The 12,447-nt window shown below is 70.5% G+C and carries 12 protein-coding genes; 8 read left to right on the forward strand and 4 right to left on the reverse strand.

The features are described 5' to 3' along the window. Window positions 1-3: 3 nt before the first annotated feature. Window positions 4-1,608: a Na+/H+ antiporter gene (locus JXZ78_RS33700; protein ID WP_030017257.1), complete on the reverse strand. Its 1,605-nt coding sequence runs from the start codon at window positions 1,606-1,608 to the stop codon at window positions 4-6. A 110-nt stretch (window positions 1,609-1,718) separates the two neighbouring features. Here JXZ78_RS33700 and JXZ78_RS33705 point away from each other — a divergent pair, with 110 nt between their 5' ends. The 4 genes from JXZ78_RS33705 (at window position 1,719) to JXZ78_RS33720 (ending at window position 4,340) form a co-directional block, all read left to right on the forward strand. Next, a complete protein-coding gene (locus tag JXZ78_RS33705) occupies window positions 1,719-1,979 on the forward strand; it encodes a UBP-type zinc finger domain-containing protein (RefSeq protein ID WP_030017258.1) in 261 nt (86 codons plus the stop codon). A gap of 213 nt (window positions 1,980-2,192) precedes the next feature. Beyond that, the gene (locus JXZ78_RS33710; RefSeq protein ID WP_030017259.1) at window positions 2,193-2,681 is read left to right on the forward strand and encodes a GNAT family N-acetyltransferase; all 489 of its coding nucleotides are present in this window, start codon (window positions 2,193-2,195) and stop codon (window positions 2,679-2,681) included. A 269-nt stretch (window positions 2,682-2,950) separates the two neighbouring features. Beyond that, window positions 2,951-3,364 carry an ATP-binding protein gene (locus JXZ78_RS33715; protein ID WP_003985353.1) on the forward strand — a complete coding sequence of 138 codons (414 nt, stop codon included), beginning with the start codon at window positions 2,951-2,953 and terminating at the stop codon, window positions 3,362-3,364. Between the two features lie 43 nt (window positions 3,365-3,407). Then, window positions 3,408-4,340 carry an RNA polymerase sigma factor SigF gene (locus JXZ78_RS33720; RefSeq protein ID WP_030017261.1) on the forward strand — a complete coding sequence of 311 codons (933 nt, stop codon included), beginning with the start codon at window positions 3,408-3,410 and terminating at the stop codon, window positions 4,338-4,340. Window positions 4,341-4,549: 209 nt separating this feature from the next. Here JXZ78_RS33720 and JXZ78_RS33725 read toward each other — a convergent pair whose 3' ends face one another. Beyond that, window positions 4,550-5,095, reverse strand: coding sequence for a hypothetical protein (locus JXZ78_RS33725; protein WP_063726007.1), 546 nt, complete (start codon window positions 5,093-5,095; stop codon window positions 4,550-4,552). Window positions 5,096-5,270: 175 nt separating this feature from the next. On the opposite strand from JXZ78_RS33725, the gene JXZ78_RS33730 reads away from it, so the two are divergent. Both JXZ78_RS33730 and JXZ78_RS33735 read left to right on the forward strand, forming a co-directional pair. Beyond that, entirely contained in the window at window positions 5,271-6,239 is a 969-nt protein-coding gene (locus JXZ78_RS33730; protein ID WP_030017263.1) for a diacylglycerol/lipid kinase family protein, read from the forward strand. A 321-nt stretch (window positions 6,240-6,560) separates the two neighbouring features. After that, window positions 6,561-6,818 carry a WhiB family transcriptional regulator gene (locus JXZ78_RS33735; RefSeq protein WP_003983230.1) on the forward strand — a complete coding sequence of 86 codons (258 nt, stop codon included), beginning with the start codon at window positions 6,561-6,563 and terminating at the stop codon, window positions 6,816-6,818. A gap of 496 nt (window positions 6,819-7,314) precedes the next feature. On the opposite strand, the gene JXZ78_RS33740 is transcribed toward JXZ78_RS33735, so the two are convergent. Then, window positions 7,315-8,784: a sensor histidine kinase gene (locus tag JXZ78_RS33740; protein ID WP_030017264.1), complete on the reverse strand. Its 1,470-nt coding sequence runs from the start codon at window positions 8,782-8,784 to the stop codon at window positions 7,315-7,317. Window positions 8,785-9,202: 418 nt separating this feature from the next. After that, window positions 9,203-9,847, reverse strand: coding sequence for a TetR/AcrR family transcriptional regulator (locus tag JXZ78_RS33745; RefSeq protein WP_030017265.1), 645 nt, complete (start codon window positions 9,845-9,847; stop codon window positions 9,203-9,205). A gap of 80 nt (window positions 9,848-9,927) precedes the next feature. Here JXZ78_RS33745 and JXZ78_RS33750 point away from each other — a divergent pair, with 80 nt between their 5' ends. Then, window positions 9,928-10,683 (forward strand): glucose 1-dehydrogenase, encoded by a 756-nt coding sequence (locus tag JXZ78_RS33750; RefSeq protein WP_030017266.1) that lies wholly within the window; start codon window positions 9,928-9,930, stop codon window positions 10,681-10,683. A 347-nt stretch (window positions 10,684-11,030) separates the two neighbouring features. Then, window positions 11,031-11,315 (forward strand): transposase, encoded by a 285-nt coding sequence (locus JXZ78_RS33755; protein WP_106968656.1) that lies wholly within the window; start codon window positions 11,031-11,033, stop codon window positions 11,313-11,315. Window positions 11,316-12,447 lie beyond the last annotated feature (1,132 nt).

Below are 12,447 nucleotides of genomic sequence, written 5' to 3' on the forward strand. Positions count from 1 at the left end.
TCCCTAGTCGGCCCCCTCCCGATACGCCGCGGCCTCCTCCAGGTCCAGCCGCTTCAGCAGCACGCTCATCATCTCGTCGTCGATCCGCCGCTCGTCCCGCAGCCGTACGAACACCTTGCGCTCCGCGTCGATCATCTCCCGCGCCAGCCGCCGGTACGTGTCGTCCGCCGACTCCCCCGTGGTCTCGTGGACCGTGCCCAGCCGCTCCCACACCGCGTTGCGGCGCCGTTCCATGACCGTGCGCAGCCGGTCGGCCAGCGGCCCCGGCAGCGCGTTGCGCTCGTCCTCCAGCAGCTCCGCCAGCCGCTGCTCCGCGGCCCGTGACGCCTCGTTCTGCGCCTGTGCCTCGGCCAGCGTCTCGCCCTGTACGTCGCGCGCGGGCAGCCGCAGCGCGCGGATCAGGGGCGGCAGTGTCAGCCCTTGGACGGCGAGGGTGCCGATGACGGTGGTGAAGGTCAGGAAGAGCACGAGATTGCGCGCCGGGAATCCGTCGCCGGAGTCCTGGACGGTCACCGGGATCGAGAAGGCGATCGCCAGCGACACCACGCCGCGCATCCCGGCCCACCCGACGATCACCGGTGCCTTCCAGTTCGTACCGGGTTCGCGGGTACGGATGCGTGCGGACAGCATCCGCGGCAGGAACGTCGCGGGGAAGACCCAGACGAAACGCGTGAGCACCACCACCAGGAAGACCACGACGGCGTACCAGGCGGCCTGGGCACCGCTGAACTCCCCGAGCCCGCGCAGGATGACCGGCAGTTGCAGACCGATCAGCGCGAACACCGACGACTCCAGCACGAAGGAGACCATCTTCCACACGGCCTCCTCCTGGAGCCGCGTCTCGAAGTCGACCTGCCAGGAGCGGTGCCCGAGATAGAGCGCGACCACCACGACCGCAAGCACTCCGGACGCCCCGAACTCCTCGGCGACCTGATAGGCCACGAACGGGATGAGCAGCGACAAGGTGTTCTCCAGCAGCGGCGCGTCCCGCAGCCGGCAGCGCAGCCAGTGCAGCGGGATCATCAGCACCACCCCGACGCCGATGCCGCCGAGCGCCGCGACCGCGAACTCGCGGATGCCGTCGGTCCAGGTCGCTCCCACCCCCGCGGCGGCGGCCACCGCCACCTTGTACGCGGTGATCGCGGTGGCGTCGTTGACCAGTGACTCGCCCTGGAGGATGGTCGTGATCCGGTTCGGCAGGCGCAGCCTGCGGGCGATGGCGGTGGCGGCCACGGCGTCCGGCGGCGCGACCACCGCGCCGAGGACGAGCGCCGCCGCCAGCGGCAGGTCCGGGACGACCAGGTACGCGACGTACCCGACAGCGACCGTCGCGAAGAGCACGTAACCGACCGACAGCAGCGCCACCGGCCGCAGGTTGGCCCGCAGGTCCAGGTACGAGCTCTCCAGGGCAGCGGTGTGCAGCAGCGGGGGCAGCAGCAGCGGCAGCACGATGTGCGGATCGAGCGTGTAGTCCGGTACCCCCGGGATGTAGGACGCCACCAGGCCGGTGACGACAAGCAGCAGCGGCCCCGGTACGGGCGTGCGCCGGGCGGCCCCGGCGACCGCCGCGCTCCCCGCGACCAGCAGCAGTAGTGGCATCACGTCCATCGGTCCAGCCCGTCCTGTCCTGTCCTGTTCCTCCGGGGCGGCGCGCGCCGCCCCGGTCACCGCCGCGGCCGCCTGTGCCGCGCCCGCTCCGGCGATCTAACCTGGCAATCATGAGCGAGTGCCCACATGTTCCCGGTCTGCCGCGCCCCGAGCCCGCCGCGCTGAGCGCCACCTGCCCCGAGTGCGAGGCGGTCGGCAGCCACCCCGTACAGCTGCGGCTGTGCCTGGAGTGCGGACACGTCGGCTGCTGCGACTCCTCGCCGTTCCGGCACGCCACGGGCCACTTCACGGCGACCGGCCACGCGGTGATGCGTTCGTACGAGCCGGGCGAGAGCTGGCGGTGGTGCTTCGTCGACGAGACCGTCGTCTGAACCGACGGCGCGACCGGCGACCGGGCCGGCGGACCGTGAGAGCCGGCGCCGGAGCCATCGACCGGGCCGGCGGACGGTGAAAGCCGCTGGGACCGCCTTCCGAGCAGCCCCCGCGGCACCTTCCGTCCCCTTTGAGTGCCTTGCGCGGGCCCGGTCCGGCGGGATCACCGCACCCCCGGGCCGGATGTCAGTGCCGCCCGCTAGCCTTCAGGCATGATCCGCACCGCGACGGTCGACGACGTACCCGTCATCCACACGATGATCCGCGAGCTGGCCGAGTACGAGCGGGCCCGGGAGTCCGCGAAAGCCACCGAGGCGCAGTTGCGCGAGGCGCTCTTCGGCGCGCATCCGGCGGCGTTCGCGCTCATGGCGGAGGACGTCGAGGGGCCGGTCGGCTTCGCCCTGTGGTTCCGGAACTTCTCGACGTGGGCGGGCACGCACGGTGTCTATCTGGAGGATCTCTACGTCCGTCCGGAGGCGCGCGGCGGCGGCCACGGCAAGGCGCTCCTCGCGGCGCTCGCGGAGATCTGCACGGAGCGCGGCTACGAGCGTTTCGAGTGGTCAGTCCTGGATTGGAACGAACCGTCCATCGGTTTTTACCGGTCGATCGGCGCCGAACCCATGGACGGATGGACCGTCTTCCGGCTCACTGGAGATGCACTGCACAACCTTGCGGGCGTCTCGAACGTCAACGCAGCGTAACTAGTTCCGATTTGGCAGTGCAGACCCCTAGCCACTGTCCGTACCCGTAGGCTTACAATGAGTGACAGTCGTAGGACTGCGGGACGCTGCGAGACCACCCGTCGTACCGGAAGCCGGCGCTGCCTCTTCCGGGCGACATCGCCCCGCGGATCGCGATAGCGTCGCAGGCGAACCATGTGCCGCGCCGGATCGTTCTCCTCTTGTCACGAGAGGGGCCGCGACCGGCGCGAATATCAGCTCAACCAGCTTGTGTCACCTTGGAGGTGAGGGTGTCCCAGATCGCAGGCGAGCCCGGGACCCAGGACTTCGTGGAAGTCCGGCTGCCCGCTGCGGGTGCCTACCTGTCGGTGCTGCGTACGGCCACGGCCGGACTCGCAGCCCGCTTGGACTTCACCCTCGACGAGATCGAGGATCTGCGCATCGCCGTGGACGAGGCGTGCGCGATTCTTCTGCAACAGGCCGTGCCCGGCTCCGTACTGAGCTGCGTCTTCCGCCTGATCGACGACGCGCTGCAGGTGACCGTCTCGGCCCCGACGACCGACGGCCGCGCCCCCGAGCGCGACACCTTCGCCTGGACGGTGCTCTCCGCGCTGGCCGGCAAGGTCGACTCCACCGTCGCGGAGGACCGTACGGTCACCATCAGCCTGTACAAGGAGCGCGGCGCCGGTCCCGGACCGTCATGACCGAACAGGGGGCCCCGTGAAGGATCTTGAAAGCGGCACGCGGATGGCGCCCGTCACGGCCATCCCCGAGCAGCATCATGCCCGGCCGCAACCGGTGGGCGCGGATGACCACGGCGGCCGTTTGGACGCGGCGGAGCAGGCAGAGCGGGCGGACCACATGGACCAGAGCGAGAACAAGCGGAACGAGCGCGATCCGCACACCCCGCACCACCCTCACGACCCCCATGACCGCAGCGGCGCGCGGGCGATGTTCTACGAGCTCCGCAAGCTGCCCGACGGATCGGCGGAGCGCGCCGAGCTGCGCAACACGCTCGTACGGATGCATCTGCCGCTCGTCGAGCACCTGGCCCGGCGCTTCCGCAACCGCGGCGAGCCGCTCGACGACCTGACCCAGGTCGCCACCATCGGCCTGATCAAGTCCGTGGACCGCTTCGACCCCGACCGCGGCGTGGAGTTCTCCACGTACGCCACGCCCACGGTCGTCGGCGAGATCAAGCGGCACTTCCGCGACAAGGGCTGGGCGGTCCGGGTGCCCCGCCGCCTCCAGGAACTGAGACTGTCGCTGACCACCGCGACCGCCGAGCTCTCCCAGCGCCACGGCCGCTCCCCCACGGTCCACGAGCTGGCCGAGCACCTCGCGATCTCCGAGGAGGAGGTCCTGGAGGGCCTGGAGTCGGCCAACGCGTACAGCACCCTGTCCCTGGACGTACCGGACACCGACGACGAGTCACCGGCCGTCGCCGACACCCTGGGCGCCGAGGACGAGGCGCTGGAGGGCGTCGAGTACCGCGAGTCGCTCAAACCGCTGCTGGAGGACCTGCCGCCGCGGGAGAAGAAGATCCTGCTGCTGCGCTTCTTCGGCAACATGACCCAGTCGCAGATCGCCCAGGAGGTCGGCATCTCCCAGATGCACGTCTCCCGCCTGCTGGCCCGCACCCTGGCCCAGCTCCGCGACAAGCTCCTGGTGGAGGAGTAGCCCGGCAGCACCTGCACCTGCACCTGCACCCGTCACCCGCATGTGCACCACCGCCACCGCCCCGGCCTCGATGTCCGAGCCCGGGGCGTCGTGCGTGGGGCGCCGCGTGCGGGGCCTCGTACGGCGGGCGCGGGTGTCGTACGGCGTACGTCGCATGCGGGCGCCGTACGGGGCGCCCGCTGCCAGGAGCGCGCCTCGGACGCTGCCCCTCACTCCCTCGGAGTGATCCCCAACGCCTCGGTGGCCGTCGGGTTCACCAGCAGCCCGAGTACAGCGATCGCGACCACCGCCAGACCGACACCGGCCGCGATCAGCGCGCCACCGCCGTTGATCAGCGTCCAGGCCACCGGGAACGCGACGATCTGGGTGATCAGCGAGGGCCCGCGGCTCCAGCGGCGCCGCAGCCACAGTCCGCGCGCCGCGACCAGCGGCAGCACCGCCAGCGCGATCACGGTCAGGCCGCCCGTCTCCGCCTGGCGCGGGCTGTCGGGCGAGCCGGCCAGCCCGTCGACGAGCATGTAGACGCCGAGGGCGGCCAGCGCCACGCCCTCGACGGCGGTGAGCACCGCGGCCGCGCTGAGCCGGGCCGGCCGCGGCCCGCTCGGCCCGGCGGAGGCAGTGGCGCCGGCCTTGGCGTCCGGCCGTTTCCCGCCCGAACCGCCCTTCCCGCCTTTCCCGGCCTTCTCCGCCTGCGCAGACTTCTCGACCTTCCCGGACTTTCCGCCCGACCCGGCCTTGGCACCCCCGGCCTGCACGTTCTCCCCGTCCGGCTTACTGCCCCGTGTCGCCTCGGCCGGCCGGGAGGGCTTGGCCGCCTTGGCCGCGGGCCGTTTCTGCTGACTGCTCACCCCAGCAGGGTAGCCCCGGGACCCCCTCCGCACGGCGGGCAGGGAGTGGGTCGGGTACCGGCAGGTAGGTACCCTGCTGCACATGCGCGCACTTCTCGTGGTCAATCCCGCAGCTACCACCACCAGTGCGCGCACGCGTGAAGTGCTCACCCACGCGCTGGCCAGCGATCTGAAGCTGGAGGTCGCCGAGACCCGCTACCGCGGACACGCCCGGGACCTGGCCCGGCAGGCGGCCGAGGGCGGTCAGATCGAGCTGGTCGTCGCGCTCGGCGGCGACGGCACGGTGAACGAGGTCGTCAACGGTCTGCTGACGCACGGCCCCGCCCCCGAGTCCCTTCCACGTCTGGCCGTCGTCCCCGGCGGCTCCACCAACGTCTTCGCCCGGGCCCTCGGCTTGCCCAACGACGTGGTCGAGGCGACCGGCGCCCTCCTGGACGCGCTGCGTGACGGCAGCGAACGCACGGTCGGCCTGGGCCTGGCCGCCGGCACGCCGGGCACGGAGGACGAGGGCGTACCGGCCCGCTGGTTCACGTTCTGCGCGGGCTTCGGTTTCGACGCGGGCGTGGTCGGCCGGGTCGAACAGCAACGGGAACGGGGCAAGCGTTCGACGCACTCGCTCTACATGCGGCAGGTGCTGCGTCAGTACGTCGGCGAGTCGAACCGCCGGCACGGCACGATCACCTTGGAGCGCCCGGGCGAGGACCCGGTGGAACAGCTGGTCATGTCGATAATCTGCAACACCGCCCCCTGGACCTACCTGGGCAATCGTCCGGTCTACCCGGCCCCGGCGGCCTCCTTCGACACGGCGCTCGACGTGTTCGCCCTGTCCAAACTGTCCGCATCTGCGGTGACCCGCTACGCGACCCAGCTCCTGGCGTCAACACCGGAGCGCGGACCCCGGGGCAAGCATGTGGTCTCGCTCCATGACTTGACGGACTTCACCTTGCATTCGCAGGCGCCACTGCCCTTCCAGATGGACGGTGACCACCTGGGACTCCGTACGAGCGTGACGTTCACAGGCGTTCGCCGTGCACTGCGTGTGATTGTGTGAGCAGTAGGGCCTAAAGTCCTTTCAGTCGAACGTTTAGGCTGACTTCCACCCCCTAGAAGTACGGCTGTGACCTAGGCGACACCAAGGAATCAAAAAAAAGTTTCCGGAAGGGGTTGTATCCGCCGCCGAGGTTTGCGAGTCTCTTCATGGCGATCGGGACGGCCGTTTCTACCGGCCCCCTTGAGAGCCCGAATCCTCCTCCTCATTCTTCAGGACCGCACCAGTTCTCAACTGGGGTTCGGCCCTTCCCTTGTGGAGGGATTCGTGAAAGCGTTCACATTCACAAGCAACGATCCCGTCACACGAGGAGATGGAGCAGCCATGGACTGGCGTCACCGCGCCGTTTGCCGCGAGGAAGACCCCGAGCTCTTCTTCCCCATCGGCAACACCGGTCCTGCGCTGCTGCAGATCGAGGAAGCCAAGGCCGTCTGCCGCCGCTGCCCCGTCATGGAGCAGTGCCTGCAGTGGGCGCTTGAGTCCGGCCAGGACTCCGGCGTCTGGGGTGGTCTCAGCGAAGACGAGCGCCGCGCCATGAAGCGCCGTGCAGCTCGCAACCGGGCGCGCAACGCCAGCGCCTGACCGCCAGACGCCCCCGTGGCCCCCGAGCCGCAGCGCGCAGTACCCCCGATGCTCCCCCAGCGCCCTGAGCGCCTGGGAGCTCCCCACGCAACGTGAGCTTTGAGCCCCGGACCGAATGGGTCCGGGGCTTACTGCTGTCCGGCCCCGCCCCGGCCTGCGGCTCACCGGTGACCCGGCGCACCCCCGCCCTCACCCCTGCCCCCTCGCTCCAGCCTCCGTCCGCACCCCCGGCGCGCCCCGACGCGCCCCGCCGCGCCTCCGTACGCGCCCCGCCCCGCCTTCGTCCGCGCCTCCGGAAAGGTCCGGACCTTCATCTCCCGGGCGTCCCTGGTGGCTTACCCCACCCCGGCATCGTCCATTCGCCGCCCTCGCCGTCACTCTTCCGTTACGTCGTTCTGCTGTACGGCCATTCGGCGACCTGGCGCACCGCGCGGTATTTTCTCCGGATTTCCCGAATTCCACGCGCCCGCCGCTCACTTGATGAGCGGCGCCTTCATCAGTGCTTCTCGGCACGTACGGGAATGTCGAGAATCACCTGGGTGCCCCGCTCGGCTCCGGGCACCATGTCGAACTTTCCGCCCAACTCGCCCTCCACGAGCGTACGGACGATCTGCAACCCGAGATTGCCGGCCCGGTGCGGGTCGAACCCGTCCGGCAGGCCGCGGCCGTTGTCCTGGACCGTGACCAGCAGACGGGGTTCCGTACGACTCCCGCCGCGGACCGCGCCCACCTCGACGGATCCCTGGTCACCCGGCACGAAGGCGTGTTCGAGGGCGTTCTGCAGGACCTCCGTGAGGACCATGGAGAGAGGGGTGGCGACCTCGGCGTCGAGTATGCCGAAGCGGCCCGTACGACGCGTGGTCACGGCGCCGGGCGCGATCTCGGCGACCATCGCCAGCACCCGGTCGGCGATCTCGTCGAACTCGACCCGCTCGTCCAGGTTCTGGGACAGCGTCTCGTGCACGATCGCGATCGAACCGACCCTGCGTACGGCCTCGTTGAGCGCCTCGCGCCCCTGTTCGGAGTCCATCCGGCGGGACTGGAGGCGCAGCAGGGCGGCGACGGTCTGCAGATTGTTCTTCACCCGGTGGTGGATCTCCCGGATGGTGGCGTCCTTGGTGATCAGTTCCCGTTCGCGGCGCCGGAGTTCGGTGACGTCGCGCAGCAGGACCAGCGAACCGATGTGGGTGCCCTTGGGCTTGAGCGGGATGGCACGCAGCTGGATCACCCCGTCCTCGCCCTCGACCTCGAACTCCCGGGGCGCCCAGCCGCTGGCCAGCTTGACCAGCGCCTCGTCGACGGGGCCGCGCGCGGGCGCCAGTTCGGCGGTGGCCTGGCCCAGGTGGTGTCCCACGAGGTCGGCGGCGAGGCCGAGGCGGTGGTAGGCGGACAGCGCGTTCGGGCTGGCGTACTGGACGACGCCGTCCGCGTCCAGCCGGATCAGCCCGTCGCCGGCCCGCGGCGAGGCGTCCATGTCGACCTGCTGGCCGGGGAAGGGAAAGGATCCTGCAGCGATCATCTGGGCGAGGTCCGAGGCGCTCTGGAGGTACGTGAGCTCCAGCCGGCTCGGCGTCCGTACCGTCAGCAGGTTCGTGTTCCGCGCGATGACGCCCAGCACCCGGCCCTCGCGGCGCACCGGGATCGACTCGACACGTACCGGCACCTCCTCGCGCCACTCGGGATCGCCCTCCCGTACGATCCGTCCCTCGTCCAGGGCGGAATCGAGCATCGGGCGGCGGCCGCGCGGAACGAGGTGGCCGACCATGTCGTCCTGGTAGGAGGTCGGCCCCGTGTTGGGCCGCATCTGGGCGACGGACACGTACCGCGTGCCGTCGAGGGTGGGCACCCACAGCACGAGGTCGGCGAAGGACAGGTCGGAGAGCAGCTGCCACTCCGAGACCAGCAGGTGCAGCCACTCCAGGTCGGAGTCGCTGAGGGCGGTGTGCTGGCGTACGAGATCGTTCATGGAGGGCACGCCTTGGAGCCTACCGGCGTACGGTGTAGGTGTTGTCCTTGCAAGGCCATGGACAGATCTGATTGGTCTAGTCCACAATGAGTCGATACCGCACCCCGCGAGGGGCGGCCCCAGGGCCCGCGGTACCGGCACAGACTTCGCGAACCTCCAGAAACCTCCGCTCTCCCCGCACAGGAGAGCGGAAAGAGGCCCGAGCGCTCTCTGCCCTGACTGCGCGACGGTCTCCGGTCGACCGGCCTCTGGGCAGGCGGATGTTCCTACCGCACGTGGGACGCCTCCTGCCGCCGGGCCGGCCGATGAAGCTCCGGGCTGCGGTGCCGGACAGGTTGAGGGTCCTGTCCCGGCGCCGCGGCCCGCGGGTGTTTCCGGGCCGCCAGACTTCCACCCCACCTCGGCCCTCCCCTCTCCCCTATGCCTCCCGCGCCGAGCCCCCCTCCCCTTCCTCATCGCTCCGGCCGGCAGGCCAGGCGGCCATCGCGAGTTCGGCGACCCGCTCCAGGGTCGTACGGTCCGCCCCGTCCCGTGCCTGCTGCGACATGCCCTGGAGCACGGTCGCGCCGTAGGTCGCGAGCGTGTGTGCGTCGGTGTCACCGGGCAGCTCACCACTCCGAATGTCTTCCTGGATCCGCCATTCGAGCAGTTCCACGGTCTGGGCGCGGCGCCCCTGAAGGCTGCGCATCACCTCTTCGGACTGCGCCGTGCAGTTGGTTGCGGCCGTGATGATCATGCAGCCGCGCGGATAGCCCGGGAGGGTGTGGAAGGCCGCCGCCTCGCGCAGCATCCGCGCCACGGCCCGGCGCGCCGTCGGCTCCTCGGTGAGGGCCTGGCCGGAGAAGGCGCCGAAGTCCCGGACGTACGCCTCGACCGCCTCCTCGAAGAGCGTCCGCTTGTCCCCGAACGCCGCGTACAGGCTCGGCGCCTTGATGCCCATGGTCTCGGTGAGGTCGGCGATCGACACGGCTTCGTAGCCGTGCTCCCAGAAGGCCCGCATCGCCTGCTCCAGGGCCGTCTCGCGGTCGAAGGACCGGGGCCGCCCACGCTGTTTCGTTGCCATCCCCCAATTCTATAGCGCCCACTACGAAAACCCTGCTACGGTCTTTCTATAGCAACCGATACAGAAAAGGGGGCGCGATCATGGGCGTGCTCGCAGGCAAGACGGCGCTGGTCACGGGCGGCAGCAGGGGCATCGGCCGGGCGATCGCCGAGCGGCTGGGGCGGGACGGCGCGCTGGTGGCGGTGCATTACGGACGCGACGAGGCAGCGGCGAAGGAGACGGTGACGGCGATCGAGGAGGCGGGCGGCCAGGCCTTCGCCCTCCGGGCAGAACTGGGCGTGCCGGGTGACGCGGCGGCACTGTGGTCCGCGTTCGACGCGCAGACGGACGGCTTGGACATCCTGGTCAACAACGCCGGCATCGACGGCCGGCGCGAACCACTGCCGGGCGTCACCGAAGAAGACTTCGACCGCGTCTTCGCGGTCAACACGAAGGCTCCGTTCTTCGTCACCCAGCTGGGCCTGGCGCGACTGCGCGACGGCGGCCGCATCATCAACATCTCGACGGTCCTCACCCGCGGCGCCGCTTCCCCCGAGCTGATCGCCTACGCGATGACCAAGGGCGCCCTCGACGTCTTCACCTCGACCCTCGCCAAGGACCTGGGCCCCCGCGGCATCACGGTCAACGCGGTCGCCCCGGGCGTGATCGACACCGACATGAACGCGGCCTGGCTCCGCGACGATCCCGAGGCATGGCGGACGTCCGCGGAGATATCCCCCCTGGGCCGCGTCGGTGAGCCCCGCGACATCGGCGACATCGTCGCTTTTCTGGCCTCGGACGACAGTCGTTGGATCACGGGCCAGTGGGTCGATGCGACGGGGGGTGTGCTGTTGTGATTCGGAGGGTGCTGCTCGCACGGGGGTGCTGCGCTACGGGTGGACTGTGACGGGGAGGTGCGACGGGAGGCTGCCCTGACGGGAGGGCTGCTACGGGGAGGATGCTGCCTAGACGGAGGGCTGCAACTGGGGATGCACTGCTCCAAACGGGGGCTGCCGTGACGGAGAAGGGCTGTCACGACTGGGTGGTGCTGTCGTGTCGGAGAGTGCATTGCTCTACCAGGGTGCGCTGCTCCGACGGGGAAGGAACACGGCTCTATGTCTTTCCTGGTGATTCCTGTCGGCGGGTTGGGCCACGCTCGGGTCCGGGCAGGCGCCGGGCATGGTGCGACGACATGAGCTGACCGATGCGCAGTAGGCAGGCGATCGAGTCACTGTTGCCGGCCAACGGCCGGCCCGGCGGGCAGTGGGCGGATCACCGCACCGTGGTCAACGGAGTGCTGTACCGGGCCCGTACCGGGGTGCCCTGGTCGGACCTGCCCGAGCGGTACGGTCCCTGGCAGACCGTCTACGAACGCCATCGGCGCTGGTCGGCGGACGGCACCTGGCAACGCAACCTGCGCGAGCTGCACATCGAGGCCGACGCTGGTGCCCCCGACGGTGCACTGGCCCGTGACCTGAAGCGGGAGTAGGAGTGGGCGGCGAACATCGTCTCTCTCCACCTCCTGAACCTCCTGCCGGCCCCACCAGCACACGTCCGAGGCCCGGCACCGGCCCCGGACGACGTCTCACCAAAGGGGGCAAGAAGTGAGTGGAAGAACGGAGGACGTGAGGCCCTGGCAGGCACCCGGGGCGGATTGATCACCAAGGTACATCTGCTGGCCGGCGGCCGGGCCCGTCCGCTGACCTGCCAGGCTGCTCCGGGGCAGCAGGGGCCGGCAGTCCCCTGCTCAAGCCCGTCCAGGAGAGGCTGACGATGCGGCGGGACGATGCGCCGGTGCGGGCCAGGCACGCCCGCGCTGCTGTCCGGACCATCTACGCGGGAACGAGGCGTACTCCAGCCGTACCAACTGCTCCTACTAGCGCCGCCGGAACTTCAAGACGACCATCACCGAACCGGCCGACCAGCGGGCCAACCGCCGGCGCCCCGGCCGGGCCAGCGGCCACCCACCGACCTTCAACACCACCCAGTACCGGCAGCTCAACGCGGTCAAGCGATGCGTGAGCAAGTGCAAGCAGTCCCGCACAGTGGCCACCCACCCACCCACTACGACGAACGCGCCTACATCTTCAACGGCGCCCTGACCACAACCGCCATCGTCATCGTCATCTGGGCCACGGCACGGTCCAAGAGCCATCAGACACGGCCTAACGGCGGGGGTTGCCCTGACGGAGGCGCTGCCCCGGCGCGGGGACGTTGATCTGGAGGGGGCTGCGCTCTGGAGGGGAGCGCTGCTCTGACGGCGGGCAGGCAGGGCCCGGGCATCGGGCGGCGGGTTAGCCCGAGGGGGGGACGCACCGGGGGCAGTCCGCAGCCCTCAGCGCCAGGCCCGTTGCTCCCAAGCGGTCGATCGCTGACTGCCGCCCCTCCTCCCCGGGCGCCGTCAACGGGGTGCCGTCACCGGGGCGCCCGGTACCCGGGTCCGGTATCCGGGTCCGGTACCCGACCGCTGGCGTCCGCCCCCGGCGTCCGGCGCGCTGCGTACTGATCGCCAGGGGGTGGCTCATCGATCAAGCTCAAGAGGCGTGTCCGAGGGGTGGGGTGGGGGGCGGGGGCCGGGGGGGGAGAGAAAGCGGGGCGGCGGAGCGGGGCGGGGGGGCGGG

The organism is Streptomyces monomycini (assembly GCF_022271435.1).
In the GTDB taxonomy this organism is placed as follows: Bacteria; Actinomycetota; Actinomycetes; order Streptomycetales; family Streptomycetaceae; genus Streptomyces; species Streptomyces monomycini.

What these genes read in the sequence shown, in the direction of transcription:
- JXZ78_RS33755 (WP_106968656.1), top strand. Translation starts at nt 11,031, where the DNA reads ATGCGCAGTAGGCAGGCGATCGAGTCACTGTTGCCGGCCAACGGCCGG.
- JXZ78_RS33730 (WP_030017263.1), top strand. Translation starts at nt 5,271, where the DNA reads ATGCGCGCACTTCTCGTGGTCAATCCCGCAGCTACCACCACCAGTGCG.
- JXZ78_RS33735 (WP_003983230.1), top strand. Translation starts at nt 6,561, where the DNA reads ATGGACTGGCGTCACCGCGCCGTTTGCCGCGAGGAAGACCCCGAGCTC.
- JXZ78_RS33750 (WP_030017266.1), top strand. Translation starts at nt 9,928, where the DNA reads ATGGGCGTGCTCGCAGGCAAGACGGCGCTGGTCACGGGCGGCAGCAGG.
- JXZ78_RS33720 (WP_030017261.1), top strand. Translation starts at nt 3,408, where the DNA reads ATGGCGCCCGTCACGGCCATCCCCGAGCAGCATCATGCCCGGCCGCAA.
- JXZ78_RS33700 (WP_030017257.1), bottom strand. Translation starts at nt 1,608, where the DNA reads ATGGACGTGATGCCACTACTGCTGCTGGTCGCGGGGAGCGCGGCGGTC.
- JXZ78_RS33740 (WP_030017264.1), bottom strand. Translation starts at nt 8,784, where the DNA reads ATGAACGATCTCGTACGCCAGCACACCGCCCTCAGCGACTCCGACCTG.
- JXZ78_RS33745 (WP_030017265.1), bottom strand. Translation starts at nt 9,847, where the DNA reads ATGGCAACGAAACAGCGTGGGCGGCCCCGGTCCTTCGACCGCGAGACG.
- JXZ78_RS33705 (WP_030017258.1), top strand. Translation starts at nt 1,719, where the DNA reads ATGAGCGAGTGCCCACATGTTCCCGGTCTGCCGCGCCCCGAGCCCGCC.
- JXZ78_RS33710 (WP_030017259.1), top strand. Translation starts at nt 2,193, where the DNA reads ATGATCCGCACCGCGACGGTCGACGACGTACCCGTCATCCACACGATG.